14 protein-coding genes are annotated in these 16,283 nt (G+C 71.5%); 4 read left to right on the forward strand and 10 right to left on the reverse strand.

All coding sequences use genetic code 11. The features are described from left to right. Positions 1-57: 57 nt before the first annotated feature. Positions 58-3,573 carry a methionine synthase gene (gene metH, locus AB0C19_RS18650; protein WP_357186677.1) on the reverse strand — a complete coding sequence of 1,172 codons (3,516 nt, stop codon included), beginning with the start codon at positions 3,571-3,573 and terminating at the stop codon, positions 58-60. A 261-nt stretch (positions 3,574-3,834) separates the two neighbouring features. Between metH and AB0C19_RS18655 the strand changes: the two genes are divergently transcribed. From AB0C19_RS18655 to AB0C19_RS18665, 3 genes are all read left to right on the forward strand, one after another. Then, positions 3,835-4,704, forward strand: a complete 870-nt coding sequence (locus tag AB0C19_RS18655) for a PAC2 family protein (RefSeq protein WP_030332815.1) — start codon at positions 3,835-3,837, stop codon at positions 4,702-4,704. 124 nt (positions 4,705-4,828) lie between these two features. Beyond that, on the forward strand, positions 4,829-5,620 hold the full coding sequence (locus AB0C19_RS18660; RefSeq protein WP_357186681.1) for a GntR family transcriptional regulator: 792 nt from the start codon (positions 4,829-4,831) through the stop codon (positions 5,618-5,620). A 282-nt stretch (positions 5,621-5,902) separates the two neighbouring features. Next, complete coding sequence (locus AB0C19_RS18665; RefSeq protein ID WP_357186684.1) at positions 5,903-7,108, forward strand: acetylhydrolase; 1,206 nt, start codon at positions 5,903-5,905, stop codon at positions 7,106-7,108. A 25-nt stretch (positions 7,109-7,133) separates the two neighbouring features. Here AB0C19_RS18665 and mshC read toward each other — a convergent pair whose 3' ends face one another. The 6 genes from mshC to AB0C19_RS18695 form a co-directional block, all read right to left on the reverse strand. After that, the gene (gene mshC, locus AB0C19_RS18670) at positions 7,134-8,372 is read right to left on the reverse strand and encodes a cysteine--1-D-myo-inosityl 2-amino-2-deoxy-alpha-D-glucopyranoside ligase (protein WP_238688824.1); all 1,239 of its coding nucleotides are present in this window, start codon (positions 8,370-8,372) and stop codon (positions 7,134-7,136) included. A gap of 66 nt (positions 8,373-8,438) precedes the next feature. After that, positions 8,439-9,257: an SCO1664 family protein gene (locus AB0C19_RS18675; protein WP_112587406.1), complete on the reverse strand. Its 819-nt coding sequence runs from the start codon at positions 9,255-9,257 to the stop codon at positions 8,439-8,441. Further along, positions 9,254-9,838: a DUF3090 domain-containing protein gene (locus AB0C19_RS18680; protein ID WP_357186688.1), complete on the reverse strand. Its 585-nt coding sequence runs from the start codon at positions 9,836-9,838 to the stop codon at positions 9,254-9,256. The genes AB0C19_RS18675 and AB0C19_RS18680 overlap by 4 nt, the downstream gene beginning before the upstream one ends. A 157-nt stretch (positions 9,839-9,995) precedes the next feature. Further along, positions 9,996-10,700 (reverse strand): MSMEG_4193 family putative phosphomutase, encoded by a 705-nt coding sequence (locus tag AB0C19_RS18685; RefSeq protein WP_238682281.1) that lies wholly within the window; start codon positions 10,698-10,700, stop codon positions 9,996-9,998. Between the two features lie 111 nt (positions 10,701-10,811). Further along, entirely contained in the window at positions 10,812-11,648 is an 837-nt protein-coding gene (locus AB0C19_RS18690; RefSeq protein WP_357186692.1) for an undecaprenyl-diphosphate phosphatase, read from the reverse strand. Beyond that, the gene (locus tag AB0C19_RS18695) at positions 11,645-12,697 is read right to left on the reverse strand and encodes an LLM class F420-dependent oxidoreductase (protein WP_030332780.1); all 1,053 of its coding nucleotides are present in this window, start codon (positions 12,695-12,697) and stop codon (positions 11,645-11,647) included. Before AB0C19_RS18695 ends, AB0C19_RS18690 begins: the two co-directional genes overlap by 4 nt. Before the next feature lie 186 nt (positions 12,698-12,883). Between AB0C19_RS18695 and AB0C19_RS18700 the strand changes: the two genes are divergently transcribed. Further along, positions 12,884-13,855: an aldo/keto reductase gene (locus tag AB0C19_RS18700; protein ID WP_112587412.1), complete on the forward strand. Its 972-nt coding sequence runs from the start codon at positions 12,884-12,886 to the stop codon at positions 13,853-13,855. 109 nt (positions 13,856-13,964) lie between these two features. Here the strand turns inward: AB0C19_RS18700 and AB0C19_RS18705 are convergent, their stop codons facing one another. The 3 genes from AB0C19_RS18705 to AB0C19_RS18715 are packed head-to-tail and all read right to left on the reverse strand — an operon-like array spanning position 13,965 to position 16,274. Beyond that, positions 13,965-14,870, reverse strand: a complete 906-nt coding sequence (locus tag AB0C19_RS18705) for a hypothetical protein (RefSeq protein WP_357186697.1) — start codon at positions 14,868-14,870, stop codon at positions 13,965-13,967. Between the two features lie 13 nt (positions 14,871-14,883). After that, the gene (locus tag AB0C19_RS18710; protein WP_357186700.1) at positions 14,884-15,945 is read right to left on the reverse strand and encodes a WXG100 family type VII secretion target; all 1,062 of its coding nucleotides are present in this window, start codon (positions 15,943-15,945) and stop codon (positions 14,884-14,886) included. Continuing rightward, on the reverse strand, positions 15,942-16,274 hold the full coding sequence (locus tag AB0C19_RS18715; RefSeq protein ID WP_238685858.1) for a hypothetical protein: 333 nt from the start codon (positions 16,272-16,274) through the stop codon (positions 15,942-15,944). Before AB0C19_RS18715 ends, AB0C19_RS18710 begins: the two co-directional genes overlap by 4 nt. Positions 16,275-16,283: the final 9 nt, after the last annotated feature.

Genomic DNA, 16,283 nt, shown 5'->3' on the forward strand with positions numbered 1-16,283 from the left:
TCACGGCTAAGCGGCCTTCCGGACGGCCTCAGGTGCAGGTCAGGGCACCTGCGCCCGTTACTTGGCGTTGAAGTAGTTGGCCTCCGGGTGGTGGACCACGATCGCGTCGGTGGCCTGCTCCGGCATGAGCTGGAACTCCTCGGACAGCTCGACCCCGATCCGGTCCGCGCCGAGCAGATCCATGATCTTCGCCCGGTCCTCCAGATCGGGGCAGGCCGGGTAACCGAACGCGTACCGGCAGCCCCGGTAGTCGTTGTGCAGGATGCCGGCCAGGTCCGCCGGGTCGTCGTGCCCGAGCGGACGGCCGTCGGGCAGGGTCATCTCGGCACGGATGCGCTGGTGCCAGTATTCGGCGAGCGCCTCGGTGAGCTGCACGGAGAGGCCGTGCACCTCCAGGTAGTCGCGGTACTCGTTGCGGGCGAACAGCTTCGCCGCGTACTCGCTGACCGGCTGGCCGACGGTGACCAGTTGCAACGCGACCACATCGAGCTGGTCGCCCTGAGGCCTGAAGAAGTCCGCCAGGCAGAGCCGCCGCTCCTGCCGCTGCCGGGGGAAGGAGAACCGGGCGCGCTCCGCGTGCCCGTTCTCGTCGAGCACCACAAGGTCATTGCCTTCGGAGTACGCGGGGAAGTAGCCGTACACCACGGCTGCCTCAAGGACCTGGTCGGCGATCAGCCGGTCCAGCCAGTACCGCAGCCGCGGTCGGCCCTCGGTCTCGACCAGCTCCTCGTAGGAGGGTCCGCTGCCGCCCCGGACGCCGCGCAGCCCCCACTGCCCGGAGAAGGTGGCCCGCTCGTCGAGCAGCGCCGCGTAGTCGGCCATCGGCACGCCCTTGACGACCCGGGTGCCGAAGAACGGCGGGGTGGGCACCGACACGTCGGCGGCCACGTCGGAGCGGACCGACGAGTCGTGCAGCTCCGGCAGCGACGTGGTGACCATCGAGCGCTGCCGTTCCCGGCGCGCCCGCCGGGCCGCGAGCGCGGCCTCCCGCTCCGGGTCGATCACCGGGGCGCCGCCGCGCTTGGCGGTCATCACCCGGTCCATCAGGGACAGGCCCTCGAACGCGTCCCGCGCGTAGTGCACCTGCCCGGGGAACGTCGACCGGAGGTCGTCCTCGACGTACGCGCGGGTCAGCGCCGCGCCGCCCAGCAGGACCGGCCAGCGCTCCGCGACCCCGCGGGTGGCCATCTCGGCCAGGTTCTCCTTCATGATGACAGTGCTCTTGACCAGCAGCCCGGACATGCCGATCGCGTCGGCGCGGTGCTGCTCGGCGGCGTCCAGGATGGCGCTGATCGGCTGCTTGATGCCGATGTTCACCACCTCGTAGCCGTTGTTGGACAGGATGATGTCGACAAGGTTCTTACCGATGTCGTGCACGTCGCCGCGCACCGTGGCGAGCACGATGCGGCCCTTGCCGCCGTCCTCGAGGGTCTCCATGTGCGGCTCCAGGTAGGCCACCGCGGTCTTCATCACCTCGGCCGACTGGAGCACGAACGGCAACTGCATCTGGCCGGAGCCGAACAGCTCACCGACCACCTTCATGCCGTCCAGCAAGATGTCGTTGATGATCGACAGTGGGGACCGGCCGCCGGCCATCGCCTCGTCCAGGTCGGCCTCCAGGCCGTTGCGCTCACCGTCGATGATCCGCCGCTTGAGGCGCTCGTCCAACGGCAGCGCGGCCAACTCCTGTGCCCTGCTGGCTCGGGCGCTGGTCACGTCGACGCCCTCGAAGAGCTCCAGGAAACGCTGTACCGGGTCGTACCCCTCGCGACGCCGGTCGTACACCAGGTCCAGGGCGACGTCGCGCTGCTCGTCGGGGATCTTCGACATCGGCAGGATCTTGCTGGCGTGCACGATCGCCGAGGACAGGCCGGCCTGCACACACTCGTGCAGGAACACCGAGTTGAGCACCTGCCGGGCCGCCGGGTTGAGCCCGAACGAGATGTTCGAGATGCCCAGGGTGAAGTTGACACCCGGGTAGCGGCGGGAGATCTCCCGGATCGCCTCGATCGTCTCGATGCCGTCGCGGCGGGTCTCCTCCTGGCCGGTGGCGATCGGGAAGGTCAGCGCGTCGATCAAAATGTCGGAGCGGTCCACGCCCCAGCGGCCGGTCAGGTCGTCGATCAACCGTGCCGCGACCCGGACCTTCCACTCCTGGGTACGGGCCTGGCCCTCCTCGTCGATGAGCAGCGCCACCACCGCCGCGCCGTGCTCACGGACGATCGGCATCACCCGCGCGTAGCGGGACTCGGGGCCATCACCGTCCTCGAAGTTCACCGAGTTGACCACGCAGCGACCGCCGAGCATCTCCAAGCCGGCCTCCACCACGTTTGGTTCGGTGGAGTCCAGCATGATCGGCAGCGTCGACGCGGTGGCGAACCGGCCGGCCAACTCCCGCATGTCCTGCGTGCCGTCGCGGCCGACGTAGTCCACGCACAGGTCGAGCAGGTGCGAGCCGTCGCGCGCCTGACTGCGGGCGATCTCCACACAGGCCCGCCAGTCGCCGGCGAGCATCGCGTCCCGGAACGCCTTCGAGCCGTTGGCGTTGGTCCGCTCCCCAACCATCAGCACCGACGCGTCCTGGGCGAAGGGCACCGGGTGGTAGACCGAGGAGACGCCCGCCTCGTGGCGGGGCTCGCGGGCCGGGGCGGTGACGCCGTGCAGCCGCTCGGACAGCACCCGGATGTGCTCCGGGGTGGTGCCGCAGCACCCGCCGATCAGACCCACGCCGTACTCGGTGATGAACCGCTCCAGGGCCTCGCCCAGCTCCACGGGAGTCAGCGGGAAGTACGCCCCGTCGGCGGTCAGCACCGGTAGGCCGGCGTTCGGCATCACCGACAGCGGGATGCGGGAGTGCTGCGACAGGTAGCGCAGGTGTTCGCTCATCTCGGCCGGGCCGGTCGAGCAGTTGAGCCCGATCAGGTCCACGCCGAGCGGCTCGATCGCGGCGAGGGCCGCCCCGATCTCGCTGCCGACCAGCATGGTGCCGGTGGTCTCCACCGCCACGTGACAGATGATCGGCACCGACTGGCCCAGCTCGGCCATCGCCCGCTTCGACCCGACCACTGCCGCCTTGACCTGGAGCAGGTCCTGGCAGGTCTCGATGATCAGCGCGTCCGCGCCGCCAACGATCAGACCCGCGGCGTTCTCCTGGTAGGCGTCGCGCAGGGTCGAGTAGGCGGCGTGCCCGAGGGTGGGCAGCTTGGTGCCCGGCCCGATCGAGCCGAGCACGAACCGGGGCCGCTGCGGGGTGCTGGCCGCGTCGGCGGCCTCCCGGGCGATCCGGGCGCCCGCCTCGGACAACTCGCGGATGCGGTGCGGGATGTCGTACTCGGCGAGGTTGGCGAGGTTGGCCCCGAAGGTGTTGGTCTCCACGCAGTCGGCACCGACGGCCAGGTAGGCGTCGTGCACCCCGCGCACCACGTCCGGGCGGGTGACGTTGAGGATCTCGTTGCACCCCTCCAGCCCGTCGAAGTCGTCGAGCGTGAGGTCCGCGGCCTGAAGCATCGTGCCCATCGCGCCGTCGGCGATGAGAATCCGCTCAGCCAGCACATCCATCAATGAAGTCCGCACCCGTTCAGGTTAGTGCGATTCGGCCGGACTCCACGACCATCCTCGAGCGATCCCCTATTGTGTCACGGGGATCACCCTGTCTGGTTCGTTCGGGTATGACCTGCTGCCGGAGCGGCCGACCGGCGCGGCCGACGGGCCGCACCCTCGCCCTGCACGTAGGCTGACGGACGTGAAGGACAACAGGGACGCCGCCGTGCCACACGGTATGACGACCGGGCGCGGTCCCGGCGCCAGCCGCGACGAGCAGGGTGAGGTGACGGCGTGACCGAGTTCGACGGACTGCCGGTGCTGCGGTCCCCGGTGGCGATCGCCGCGTTCGAGGGCTGGAATGACGCCGCCGACGCGTCCACCGCCGCGGTCGAGCACCTGGAGCAGGTCTGGAACGCCCGGCAGATCGCCGAGCTGGATCCGGAGGACTTCTACGACTTCCAGGTCAGCCGGCCCACCATCACCATGGCCGACGGGGAGACCCGGCGGGTGGAGTGGCCGACGACCCGGTTCATGGTGGCCAGCCCAGAGGGCACCGACCGCGACGTGGTGCTGATCCGCGGCATCGAGCCCAGCATGCGCTGGCGGACGTTCTGCGAGCAGGTGCTGGAGATCTGCCACAGCCTGGAGGTGGAACGGGTGGTGCTGCTCGGCGCGTTGCTGGCCGACGTGCCGTACACCCGGCCGCTGCCGATCAGCGGCAGCGCCTCCGACGCGCAGGCCGCGGAGCGCTACCAGCTCACCCCCACCCGATACGACGGGCCGACCGGCATCGTCGGCGTGCTGCACGACGCCTGCACCCGCGCCGAGGTGGACGCCGTCTCGTTCTGGGTGCACGTGCCGCACTACGCCAACAACCCGCCCTGCCCGAAGGCCACCCTCGCCCTGCTGCACCGGGTCGAGGAGGTCGTCGACCTGCCGGTGCCGATGGCCGACCTGGCCGAGGAGTCCGCCGAGTGGGAGCAGCGGGTGCGCAGCGCCGCCGAGCAGGACGCCGAGCTTGGCGAGTACGTCCGCGAGCTGGAAGAACGGGTCGGCGACGAGGGGATCACCCCGTTGACCGGTGACGAGATCGCTCAGGAGTTCGAGAAGTACCTGCGCCGCAGGGGCGGCTCGGCCGGCCCCACCGCCGGCTCCTGGTAGCACTGTTTCGGCTGCGGGCCTTCGGACCTTTTCTGGTCCGGGGGCCCGTTTTCGCGTGTCCGGGGTGGCGCCGTCACACCCGCTAGGGCATCCTAGGAACCTAGATGTGATCAAGGAGGCGGGTGTGCAGATCAATCCCGGGGCCGCCGAGTTCCCGCACCGACAGATCGCCGCACAGCTCAAGGCCCAGGTCCGCCGCGGCGACTGGGGGCCGGGCGAGCGGCTGCCGTCCATCCCGGCCATCGCCGAGATGTTCGGCGTCGCCAAGCAGACGGTGCAACGCGCCGTCGACCAGCTGCGGGTCGAGGGCATCCTGATCACCAAACCCGGCTCCGGTACGTACGTCCGGGGCACCCGCCGCCGGCTCAACCGCCTCTCCCGAGGCCGGTACGGCGGCTTCCGCGGTTACCACACCGACTTGGCCGCCCGATACCGTCAACAGCTCGTCTCCGTGGGGCACGCCCCCGCCCCCGCCGAGGTGGCCGACGCCTTCGGCGTGTCCGACGGCACCAACCTGCTCTGCCGGCGGCACCTCGTCCGCACCGAAGACTCCCCCGTCGAGGTGGGCGCCTCCTGGTTCCTGCCCCGCGACACCGCCGGCACCTCGCTGGAGCGCACCGAGGCGTTCGGCCGGCCGCTCTACCAGGAGGCCGAGGAAGCCACCGGACGGCGGTACGTCTCGGCCACCGACACGATCAGCGCCCGCCAACCGAGCCGGGAGGAGGCCGAGACCCTCCAGATCCGGCCGGACACCCCGGTGCTGCACCTGCTGCACATCGCGTACGACGCGCACCGCAAGCCGATCGAGGTGTCCCAGGCGACCTGGCCCGGCCCCATGACCACCCTCACCGAGGAGTACAAGATCCCCGGCCCGACCCCCGACCCGGAACCCGACCCCGGCCTGGTCCTGGGCTAGCCCTCGCCCCTCGCCCCTCGCCCCTGCCCGGCCCGGCCCGGCCCGGCCCGGCCCGGCCCGGCGATCTTGCGCTTTCGGTCGTACTTATGCCCGTTTTGCGCCTTTCGCTGGGGCAGAAACTGCAAGATCGCGGGGCGATGGGCGGGCCAGGGTGGCCCCTGCGAATTCTCCGACATCGAAGCACGCCGTCATCGTTGCATCTATACACTCGGTATATATACTGCGGGTATATCGATGGTCGGGCGGCCCGGTTCCGGCGTCGAGCAACCCACTGGAGGATCAATGCCAACCGTGAGACCTGTTGGTGCACGGGGGATCACGCGCCGTGGCCTTGTCGGAGCCGCGCTGGCGGTCGGGGCCGGCGTACCGATGGGCATCGCCGGCCGCGCCACGGCGGCAATCGCCGATTCGGGCCCGGTCCGGCTCACTCTCCCCCGGCCGACCGGGCCGTACCGCGTAGGTGTGGTGCCGCTGCATCTGGTCGACAGGTCGCGGCCGGAACCGCTGGCCGGGCCGGGGCGGTATCGGGAACTGATGGTCAGCGTCTGGTATCCCGCCCGGAACGAGCGGCGCTACCCGCGTTCCCCGTGGATGACCGCCGCTTCGATGCGCATGCTGCTGGAATCCGCCGGCTTCGACCCTCACGCCGCGCTGGCGCCGTTGACGGCCGGGCACGAGGGCGCCCCGGTGCGGCACCCGGGCCGGCGGTTGCCGGTGGTGCTGTACTCGCACGGCGCCGGCAGCCACCGTTCGGACACCACCATCGTGGTGCAGGAACTCGCCAGCCACGGGTACGCGGTGGTCACTGTGGACCACACGTACGACGGGTTCGGCGAGTTCCCCGACGGCCGAGTCACCGTCCAGGAGGAAGACGTCGATTCCACCCCGTGGACCTACACCCGGGACGTCCGATTCGTCCTCGATCAGATCGCCGACCTCGCCGCCGGGGGCAACCCTGACGTCGACCACGCGCCGCTGCCGACCGGGCTGGGCGCTGCCCTCGACCTGAGCCGGATCGGCATGTTCGGCTGGTCGAAGGGCGGCACCGCGACGGCCCTGACCATGGGTACCGACCGACGGGTCCGGGCGGGGCTGAGCCTGGACGCCCCGATGCTGTCGCAGCCGCTGCCCTCCGCCGACCTGAGCCGGCCGTTCATGCTGATGACGGCGGAGTTCAGCCGGGCCGCGGAGCCCGCCGTCGCCGAATTCTTCACGCACCTACGCGGATGGCGACTCAACGTCCAGGCCGCCGACGCGATCCACTCGTCCTACGGCGACAACCAGTGGCTCGTGCCGCAACTGGCACGGCTCGTCGGGATGAGCGACGAGGAACTCGCCGGCTGGGTCGGCGCGCTCGACCCCGCCCGCGCGGTCCGCATCGGGCAGGCGTACCCGCTGGCGTTCTTCGACCTGCACCTGCGGCACCGGGGCGGCCACCTACTGAACGGTCCGAGCCGGTCCTTCCCCGAGGTGGCGTTCATTCCCTGACCCGATCGAGGGCGCGCCCGGGCAGTTAGAGCCGGATGCCCAGGAGGGCGTCGACAGTGTTCGCGAAGAGAGCGGGCGCTTCGGGGTCGTCGGTGGCGCCGGCGAGGGTGGCCTCGGCCCAGCGGTCGGCCGCCGCCAGGGCTCCGGGGGTGTCCAGGTCGTCGGCCAGGCGTGCGCGTACCTCGGCCAGCAGCTCGACCCCGGACGGCCCGGCGGGCGCGGCGGCGGCCCGCCGCCAACGGTCCAGGCGCTCGTGCGCGGCGGTGAGCAGGTCGTCGGTCCAGGTGCGGTCGCTGCGGTAGTGCCCGGAGATCAGCGCCAGCCGGATCGCCATCGGGTCGACCTTGTCGGCACGCAGCCGGGACACGAAGACCAGGTTGCCACGGGACTTGGACATCTTCTCGCCGTCCAGGCCGATCATGCCGGCGTGGACGTAGTGCTCGGCGAACGGCGCCTGGCCGGTGAGCCGCTCGGCGTGCGCGGCGGAGGCCTCGTGGTGCGGGAACAGCAGGTCGTTGCCGCCGCCCTGCACGTCGATCCGGTCGCCGAGCAGGTTGAGCGCGATCACCGCGCACTCGATGTGCCAGCCGGGGCGGCCCGGGCCCAGCTCGCCGCCCGGCCAGGACGGCTCGCCCTCGCGGGCGCCACGCCACAGCAGCGGGTCCAGTGGGTCCCGCTTGCCGGCCCGGTCGGGGTCGCCGCCGCGCTCGGGGAAGATCTCCAGCATCTGCTCACGGGTCAGGTTCGACTCGTAGCCGAAGCGGGGTGTGGCGGAGATGTCGAAGTAGACGTCGCCGGTGCCGTCGTCGAGCCGGTACGCGGCACCGTCCTTGAGCAGCACCTCGACCTTGTCGGCGATGTCCGGGATCGACTCGACAGCACCCACGTAGTGCGCCGGCGGGATGATCCGCAGCGCCTCCATGTCCTCCCGGAACAGCGCCGTCTCGCGCATCGCCAGGACCACCCAGTCCTCGCCGTCGCGGGCGGCCCGCTCCAGCAGTGGGTCGTCGATGTCGGTGACGTTCTGCACATAGCGCACCGGGCGGCCGGCGTCGCGCCACATCCGCTGCACCAGGTCGAACGTGATCATGGTGGCGGCGTGGCCGAGGTGCGTGGCGTCGTACGGGGTGATGCCGCAGACGTACATGCTGCCCGCGTCGGCCGGCTCACTCGGGTGGACACCCTGCCGCGCCGAGTCGTACAACGCCAGTGGCTCGCCCCTGCCCGGCAGCCGTGGCACCTCGTGTCCCGCCCAAGACTCCATGGGATCAGCCTAGCCAGCCCGGAGACAACGCCGGAGCACCCCACGGGTGATCAAGATGACAGCGGGTCACATGGGCGGCCAGGGCATCGCCGGCCAGTCCTCCGGAGGCTGGGGGAAGCAGCCGGTCTCGCGCAGCCGGTCGACCCGGGCGGCCACCTCGGCCACCTCGCTGATCGTCAGATGGTCGGCCAACTCCGCGCCGAGCGCACCGGCGACCTGCCCGGCCAGCGCGTCGAGCATCTCCACGGCGTCCGCGGGCAGCCGCTTACCGGCCCAACCCCAGAGCACGGTGCGCAGCTTGTCCTCCACGTGGAAGCTCACCCCGTGGTCCACGCCGTAGATCCGGTCGTCGGCACCGACGAGCACGTGACCGCCCTTACGGTCGGCGTTGTTGAGCACCGCGTCGAGCACCGCGAGCCGGGCCAGCCGCGGGTCGTCGGCATGGGCGAGGGCGTACGCGGCGCCGTCGTCGTCCCGGGCCGCGGCGATCGGGATCCAGCGTGGCGGCAACTCCCCGGCGGGCAGGAAACCGACAAGTGGTTCGGCGTCCTCCGGCTCGTCGATCCAGAGCTGGCAGGAGCCGGGGCCGAACGGGCCGTCCCGCAGCACTGTGGGCGGCACCAGGTCCCATCCGGTGGCCCGGGAGACCAGGTACGCCGAGACCTCCCGACCGGCCAGGGTGCCGTCGGGAAAGTCCCAGAGGGGGCGCTCGCCCCGGACCGGCTTGTAGACGCAGCGGGCGGTCAGCCCGTCCAGCGTCAGGATGCCGCGCAGCGTCGTGTTCGACGCGTCGACCAGCCGACCCTCCAGGTCGAGGACGCCGTCACGCAGCAGCCGCAGCGCGGCGTCGCCGTCCTGGCGAGGCTGGAGGCCGGACGAGGTCACCGGTGATAACCGTTGTGCCGCGGGCAGAGGTGCCCGGCGGGGTCCAACGGTTGGCCGCAGAGCGGGCACGGTGGCCGGCCCGCGTTGACCACTCGCCGGGCCCGCTCGATGAACTGGCGGGTCGCCTGCGGGGTGAGCCGGACCCGGAGTCGATCCAGGTCCTCGTCCGGCTCTTCGTCCTCGTCGTCGTCCTCGTCGTCGTCGTCCTCGTCGCCGAGCTCGACCTCGGGCTCCACCTCGCCCGCGGCGATCGCCTCGATCACCACTGTCGCGGTGTCCACGTCGAAGGCCAGCCCGAGCGTCCCGACCCGGAACTCCTCGTCGACGGGAGTGTCCAGTGGCTCGTTGTCGCCGATCACCGGCGCCAGCTCGGGCAGGTCCACCCCGAAGCGACGCTGCGCCTCGGTGAGCAGCTCCTCAAGCTTCTCGGCGAGCAGGGACACCTGGACCTTCTCCAGCGCGACGCTGACCAGCCTGCCGCCGCCGCGGGCCTGCAGGAAGAACGTGCGCTCCCCCGGCGGCCCGACAGTCCCGGCGACGAACCGCTCCGGCGGTTCGAAGGCGTGCACCTGGTGGGTCATACCCACGACCCTATCCGGCCCGCCTTGGCCTCGCGCACCCCACCGACGCGAATCGCCACAGCGGCGGCGCGCCCGGCGTACCAGGGGCTAAACCCGGGCGTGGCGGCCTTTCCGGGGTGCGCTGACGCCCCGGCCGGGGGCGGTGTCGTGACGCGCCTCACCGCGACGCACCCGCCCCACCACCGACTGCCGCGTCCGAGTCGGCAACGCGGTTCGCGCGCCGACGCCGCTTGGCCGGCGGCGGCACCAGCGCCGCCAGGTCGCCACCGGTGTCGTTGAGCCGCACCAGAAACGGACGCAGCGGCGTGAACCGGATCGCCGTCACCGACGCCGGGTCGGCCACGATCCGCTGAAAGGCATCCAGGTGTACGCCGAGCGCGTCCGCCACGATGGCCTTGATCACATCGCCGTGGCTGCACGCCAACCAGACCGCCTCGGGCCCGTGCTCGGCGTTGACCCGGGCGTCCCAGGAACGCACCGCCGCCACGGCACGCGCCGCCATCGCCGCCATCGCCTCGCCGCCCGGGAAGACCGCCGCGCTGGGGTGCTGCTGGACCACCGGCCAGAGCGGCTCCTTGGCGAGCTTCTTCAGCGGCTGACCCTCCCAGCTGCCGTAGTCGCACTCGATCAGCCCGTCCTCGACCACCGGGGCGGCCTGCGGGAGCGCCAACTCCAGGGTCTGCCGGCAGCGGATGAGCGGGCTGGTCACCACGGCGGCCAGCGGCACCGCCCGCAACCGCTCGCCGACAGCTGTGGCCTGGGCGCGCCCGGTGTCGTCCAACTCGACCGGTTGCCGACCGGCCAGGCCGCCATCGGCGTTCGCCGTGGTTCGGCCGTGTCGCAGAAGAAGAAGGGTCGCCACGGGACCACCCTATGACCTGGGCACCGCGGCGGGCCGTCGCGGGCGGCGACCCGACGACCGCGGCCCCCGGCTCCGCCGGAAGGCGGAGCCGGGGGCCGGCGGGCAGAGCGGTCAGGTGGCGTCGATGGCGCCGGTCAGCAGCAGGGCCAGGACCAGGGTGCCCAGCGCGACCCGGTACAGCACGAAGACGTACAGGGTGTGGTGGGCGACGTAACGCAGCAACCAGGCGATGGCCGCGTACCCGATGCCGAACGCGATGAGGGTGGCCACGATCGTCTGGGCCACTGTGGGCACTGACGTGCCCGGCGCGGACGGTTCGAAGACGTCGCCGAGGCTGAACACCCCGGACATCACCACCGCCGGGATGGCCAGCAGGAACGAGTACCGTGCCGCCGCCTCCCGGGTCAGGTTGAGCAGCAGGCCGGCGGTGAGCGTGCCGCCGGAGCGGGACACCCCGGGGACCAGCGCCATCGCCTGGGCGAAGCCCATCACGATGCCGTCCTTCATCCGGAAGTTCTCCAGGGTGCGGGTCTGCCGCCCCCAGTACTCGGCGAACGCCAACACGAAGGCGAACACGATCAGCGTGGTCGCCACCACCCACAGGTTGCGCCCGGCGGTCTTGATCTGGTCCTTGAACACGAAACCGAACAGCCCGATCGGGATCGAGCCGACGATCACGTACCAGCCCATCCGGTAGTCGAGGCTGGAGCGGACCGACTTGTCCCGGATGCCCACCAGCCAGGTCCGGGTGATCCGCCAGATGTCCTTGGCAAAGTAGATCAGCACTGCCGCTTCGGTGCCGAGCTGGGTGACCGCTGTGAACGACGCGCCGGCGTCGCGGTCGAAGAAGATCGCCGAGGTGATCCGCAGATGCCCCGACGAGCTGACCGGAAGGAACTCGGTCAGTCCCTGGACGATGCCCAGGACGATGGCCTCGACCCAGGTCACTCGCCGACTCCCGAGAGGTCGAGAGCCTCGGCGACGGTACGCAGGGTCTGCACACCGCTGTCCCGGTCGGCCACGAAGAGGGTCACCGACAGCGTGGTGACGCCGGCCGCGGCGTACTCCCGCATCCGCTCGGCGATGCGCTCCTTCGGGCCGAGCAGCGAGGTGCGGTCGATGAACTCCATGGGTACGGCGGCTGCGGCGTCGCGCTGCCGCTTGGCCAGGTACAGGTCCTGCACCTCGCGGGCGGCGTCGCCGTAGCCCATCCGGGTGGCGAGCTGGTTGTAGAAGTTCTGCTGCCGGCTGCCCATTCCGCCCACGTAGAGCGCGGCGTACCAGCGGACGAGTTCGGCGCAGGAGGCCACGTCGTCGCCGATCACCACGGGCACCGACGGCACCACGTCGAAGCCGGCCAACTCCTTGCCGACCTTGGCCCGCCCGGCTCGGACCGAGGCGAGTTGCTCCTCGGCGAACTCCGGGGCGTAGAACACCGCCAGCCAGCCGTCGGCGATCTCGCCGGCCAGCTCCAGGTTCTTCGGGCCGACCGCGGCCAGGTAGATCGGTATGTGCTCGCGGGGTGGGTGGAAGCCCAGTCGAAGGGCCTTGCCCGGGCCGTCCGGCAGCGGCAGCGTGTAGTGCTCGCCGTCGTACGCCACCTCCTTGCGGGCGATGGCCAACTTGACGATGTCGACGAACTCGCGGGTCCGGGCCAGCGGCTTGGCGAAACGCACGCCGTGCCACCCCTCGGACACCTGCGGGCCGGAGACACCCAGGCCGAGCCGGAACCGGCCGCCGGAGAGCGCGTCGATCGTGGCGGCGGTCATGGCGGTGGCCGCCGGTGTACGGGCGGGGATCTGCATCACCGCGGCGCCGACGTCGATCCGTTCGGTCTGGCCGGCCATCCAGGCGAGCATGCTGGGCGAGTCGGAGCCGTAGGCCTCCGCCGCCCACACCACCGAATAGCCCAGCCGGTCCGCCTCCTGGGCCAGCGCCAGGTGGTCGGCCGGTGTGCTCCACGCCGTCTGGTATCCGAGACTGAGCCCGAGTCGCACTGGTCCTCCCCCATCCGTGGCACAGGTCGCCCCAGGTTACGCAATGCCGATAACGGACTCGATCACCGGCTCGACCCCTTTGATCCCCCCTCCATCGGGGCAGCCCGGGGCGGCGGAACCGGCAGAACCGGCAGAGATACGGGAGCGAGGATATCCGTGGCGGCAGGTTCGAAATAAGGTTCACCCATGCAACAGCGACCGCTCGGCCGAAGCGGGCTGGCGGTTTCCCGGCTCGCGCTCGGCACCATGACCTGGGGCCGGGACACCGACGCCGACGATGCGGCCGCTCAGCTGAAGAGTTACCTCGACGCGGGCGGCAACCTGATCGACACCGCCGACGTGTACGGCGACGGCGACGCCGAGTCGGTGATCGGCTCGCTGCTGGGCTCCCTCGTCCCCCGTGAGGAGCTGCTCATCGCCACCAAGGCCGGGTTGCGCCCCGGCAGTGGCCGACGTCGGGACGGCTCCCGGGGACATCTGCTGCGTACGTTGGACGCGTCGCTGCGCCGGCTCGGCACCGACCACGTCGACCTGTTCCAGGTGCACGGGTACGACCCGGACACCCCTCTGGAGGAGACCCTGGCCGCCCTGGACCACGCGGTGGCCAGCGGCAAGGTCCGCTACGTCGGGGTGTCGAACTTCTCTGGCTGGCAGACCGCGCGGGCCGCCGCCTGGCAGACCGCCTGGCCGGGGCGGGCGCCAGTGGTCGCGTCCCAGGTGGAGTATTCGCTGCTGGAGCGGGGCGTGGAGCGGGAGGTGCTGCCCGCGTGTGACGCGCTCGGCCTCGGCGTGCTGCCCTGGTCGCCGCTGGGCCGGGGCGTGCTCACCGGCAAGTACCGGCACGGCCGTCCGGCCGACTCCCGGGCCGCGTCGCCGCACTTCGAACGGTTCGTCTCGACCTACCTGGAGCCGCGCTGCTCCAGCATCGTGGAGGCGGTGGCCACAGCGGCGGGCGGGTTGGGGGTGTCTCCGTTGGAGGTGGCGTTGGCCTGGATCCGGGACCGGCCCGGCGTGACCGCGCCGATCCTCGGCGCGCGGACCGTCGGGCAGTTGCTCGGCGCGCTCGCAGTGGAGCGGATCACCCTGCCCGAGGAGATCACCACCGCGCTGGACGACGTCTCCGCGGTGCCGGTCGGCTACCCCGAACGCGACGGCTGACCAGCCGGCCGGGTCGCGGGTGGCCCCGCACGCCCGCATACGGCTGGCCCCGCAGGCCGGGTCACGGCTGGCCCCGCGCGCCGGGTCACGGCTGGCCCCGCGCGCCGGGTCACGGCTGGGGGCGCTGCCCGGGGAGGTCGTGGATCGCGGTCAGGAAGCGCGACTGGTCGTCGCGGAGCGCGGGCTGGGTGAGCCGGATCCACGAGCCGTCGTCGAAGACGATCGTGGACGTCAGCTGCACGAGCCCGGTCGCGCCGCGCTCCGAGTCGATCCGGGCCACCCGGTCGCGTCGCACGCCCCACAGCACCCGCGGTTGCCGTCGGTCGGGCCGGTCGGCGTCGGGGCGCGGGCCCATCCGCAGCAGGTGCAGGTGCGTGTCGGTCACCGCCAGCGGGGTGCCGTTGTAACGCTCCAGGAAGAGCAGCAGGCTGCCGGCGAGGGTGGCCAGGTCGCCGCTGAAGACGAACCGGCGACGGTAGGCGATCTCGGCGAGCTGCTCGGCCAACGGGCGGTACAGGCTGAGCCGAAACAAGGCGCGGAACGCCTCCTGCTCCTCGGTGAGCGGGATGGGATCCCGCTGCACCCGCCGGTGTGGTGGGGCCGGCTCCGGTTCGGCCGCCTCCGGCACACCGGCGGCGACGGCACCGGCCTTGCCGGGCAGCAGCAGCACGCCAGCGGCCAGCCGTACCGGCGTCAGCACCGCGTCCACCCAGACCACCGGGTTGACGATGTTGAGGAGCCCGAACAGCACCATCGGGTCGAGGGAGTCGACGAACTCGTCGGCCATCACATCGGCGAGCTGCCGACCTGCCTTGTGGGTCTGCGGGACGCGGACCGGGCCGAGCCCCACATAGCGCAGCTCCTGCCCGGGCAGCAGCGGTGCGACGAGAGCGCGTTCGGGTTCGTCGCTGGTGCGGAACTCGTCGCGCAGCTCACGGGCCTTGTCCCGGGCGGCCCGCGCGCCGCCGAGCACCGCGTCGGTGAACCGACCGAGCCGGCCTCGCTCCCCTGACATCACGCGTTCCTCTCTACCGGCCCGCCGGCTGACCCGCCGGCGGCTGCCCGAAGACATTCTGGTCGATCCAGTCCGCCCCGCCCTGCACCGCCTGGTCGATCTGGTCGCCGACCTGTTCGCCACCGGGAACGGAAAGCCCACTGGTCAACGCGACAGTCCCCCAGGTGACACCGTGCACGACGGAGTTCGGCACGTTCCACGGCAGGTTCGTCGCCCAGTCCCGGGCGATCACCCGGGCCCCGTCGGCGACCCCGTGCGCCCGCAGCGCGGCGGCTCGTTCGAGGGCGCCCATGTCGAACGGGGCACCGGACTTGCCCAGCTTGTAGGTGCCCTTCGTGGGGTCGAAAATCTTGTGGAACCACTTGTCGGCCTTGCCGGCGGCGTGCCGCTTGTCGGCGTACTTCTTGCCGGTACGCAGCTTGTCCTGCAACGTGACCAACTTGTCGAGGTGTGCCTGCAGCTTGCGCAGGGCCAGCATGACCCGCTGGAGCAGGCGGATGACCTTCTGCAGGTGCGCCGCCAGTGGCCGGATGACCTTCAGCATCCGGGTGACGACGACCAGGGCCCTGGCCACTGTCACGCCCACGCCGACCGCCCAGGACGCCCCCATGGTCACCGGAGCCATCAGCAACGCCGTCACCAGCGTCACCAGGAGGAAGTTCACGAACTCCACGCAGAGGTCCACGAGCACGTCGTGCACGGTCTGCAGGCCGTCGGCGACACTGCGCAGGTATTCCGCGGTCGCGGCGAACTGCTCGGCGACGTCGAGGAGTTGCTGCTCCACCTCGGCCAACCGCTGGCCGTACGCCACACCGGACGGTGAGCGCCAGCCGGCCTGCGCGGACTCCCTGGCGCCGCGGTGCCCCTGGGCCAGGTCGCGCACCTGCGCGGCCAGCGCGTCCCACTCGGCGGCCTTCGCGCGCAGCACGGCGGGCTCGCCGTCGACCATGTCGACGAGCTGGATCAGTGGCCAGGCAAGGGTCCGGCAGACACTGTCGACGGCGTCCTGCACCCCGGAGAGCGCGCTGTCCAGGCCGTTCCACAGTTGGACGGCGCTGCCGGCCGGACCGCTCATCCGGGCAGGCCCGACTGGATGGCCTTGAACCCGGCGTCGAGATCCCGTTCGTTGTGCTCGTACGCCTCGACAGTGTCAGCCAGCGCCGTGGCGACCCGGCCGAACGCGGCGTTCGCGGTGGCGAACAACTCCTTGCCGCCGGTGACCTGCTCGGCGTACTTGTCGCGGAGCATGTCGCTGGCGAACGGCAGGTGACCGAAGGCGTCCGACGGCACGTCGCCGGCCGAGACGATCTGCCGCTCCAGCGCGGCCAGCGAGCTGGCGACCTGCTTGGCGGCTGTCTCCAGTCGACGGACCGCCTGCACGTCGACATCGATATCCGGTGGCATGCCGTTCCT

Origin of the sequence: Micromonospora sp. NPDC048842 (assembly GCF_040649935.1) — a bacterium.
Classification (GTDB): Bacteria; Actinomycetota; Actinomycetes; order Mycobacteriales; family Micromonosporaceae; genus Micromonospora; species Micromonospora hortensis.

Excerpts from the sequence above, each read along its gene's own strand:
- AB0C19_RS18680 (WP_357186688.1), bottom strand. The coding sequence starts at position 9,838 with ATGACCCACCAGGTGCACGCCTTCGAACCGCCGGAGCGGTTCGTCGCC.
- AB0C19_RS18715 (WP_238685858.1), bottom strand. The coding sequence starts at position 16,274 with ATGCCACCGGATATCGATGTCGACGTGCAGGCGGTCCGTCGACTGGAG.
- mshC (WP_238688824.1), bottom strand. The coding sequence starts at position 8,372 with ATGGAGTCTTGGGCGGGACACGAGGTGCCACGGCTGCCGGGCAGGGGC.
- AB0C19_RS18710 (WP_357186700.1), bottom strand. The coding sequence starts at position 15,945 with ATGAGCGGTCCGGCCGGCAGCGCCGTCCAACTGTGGAACGGCCTGGAC.
- AB0C19_RS18665 (WP_357186684.1), top strand. The coding sequence starts at position 5,903 with ATGCCAACCGTGAGACCTGTTGGTGCACGGGGGATCACGCGCCGTGGC.
- AB0C19_RS18700 (WP_112587412.1), top strand. The coding sequence starts at position 12,884 with ATGCAACAGCGACCGCTCGGCCGAAGCGGGCTGGCGGTTTCCCGGCTC.
- AB0C19_RS18705 (WP_357186697.1), bottom strand. The coding sequence starts at position 14,870 with ATGTCAGGGGAGCGAGGCCGGCTCGGTCGGTTCACCGACGCGGTGCTC.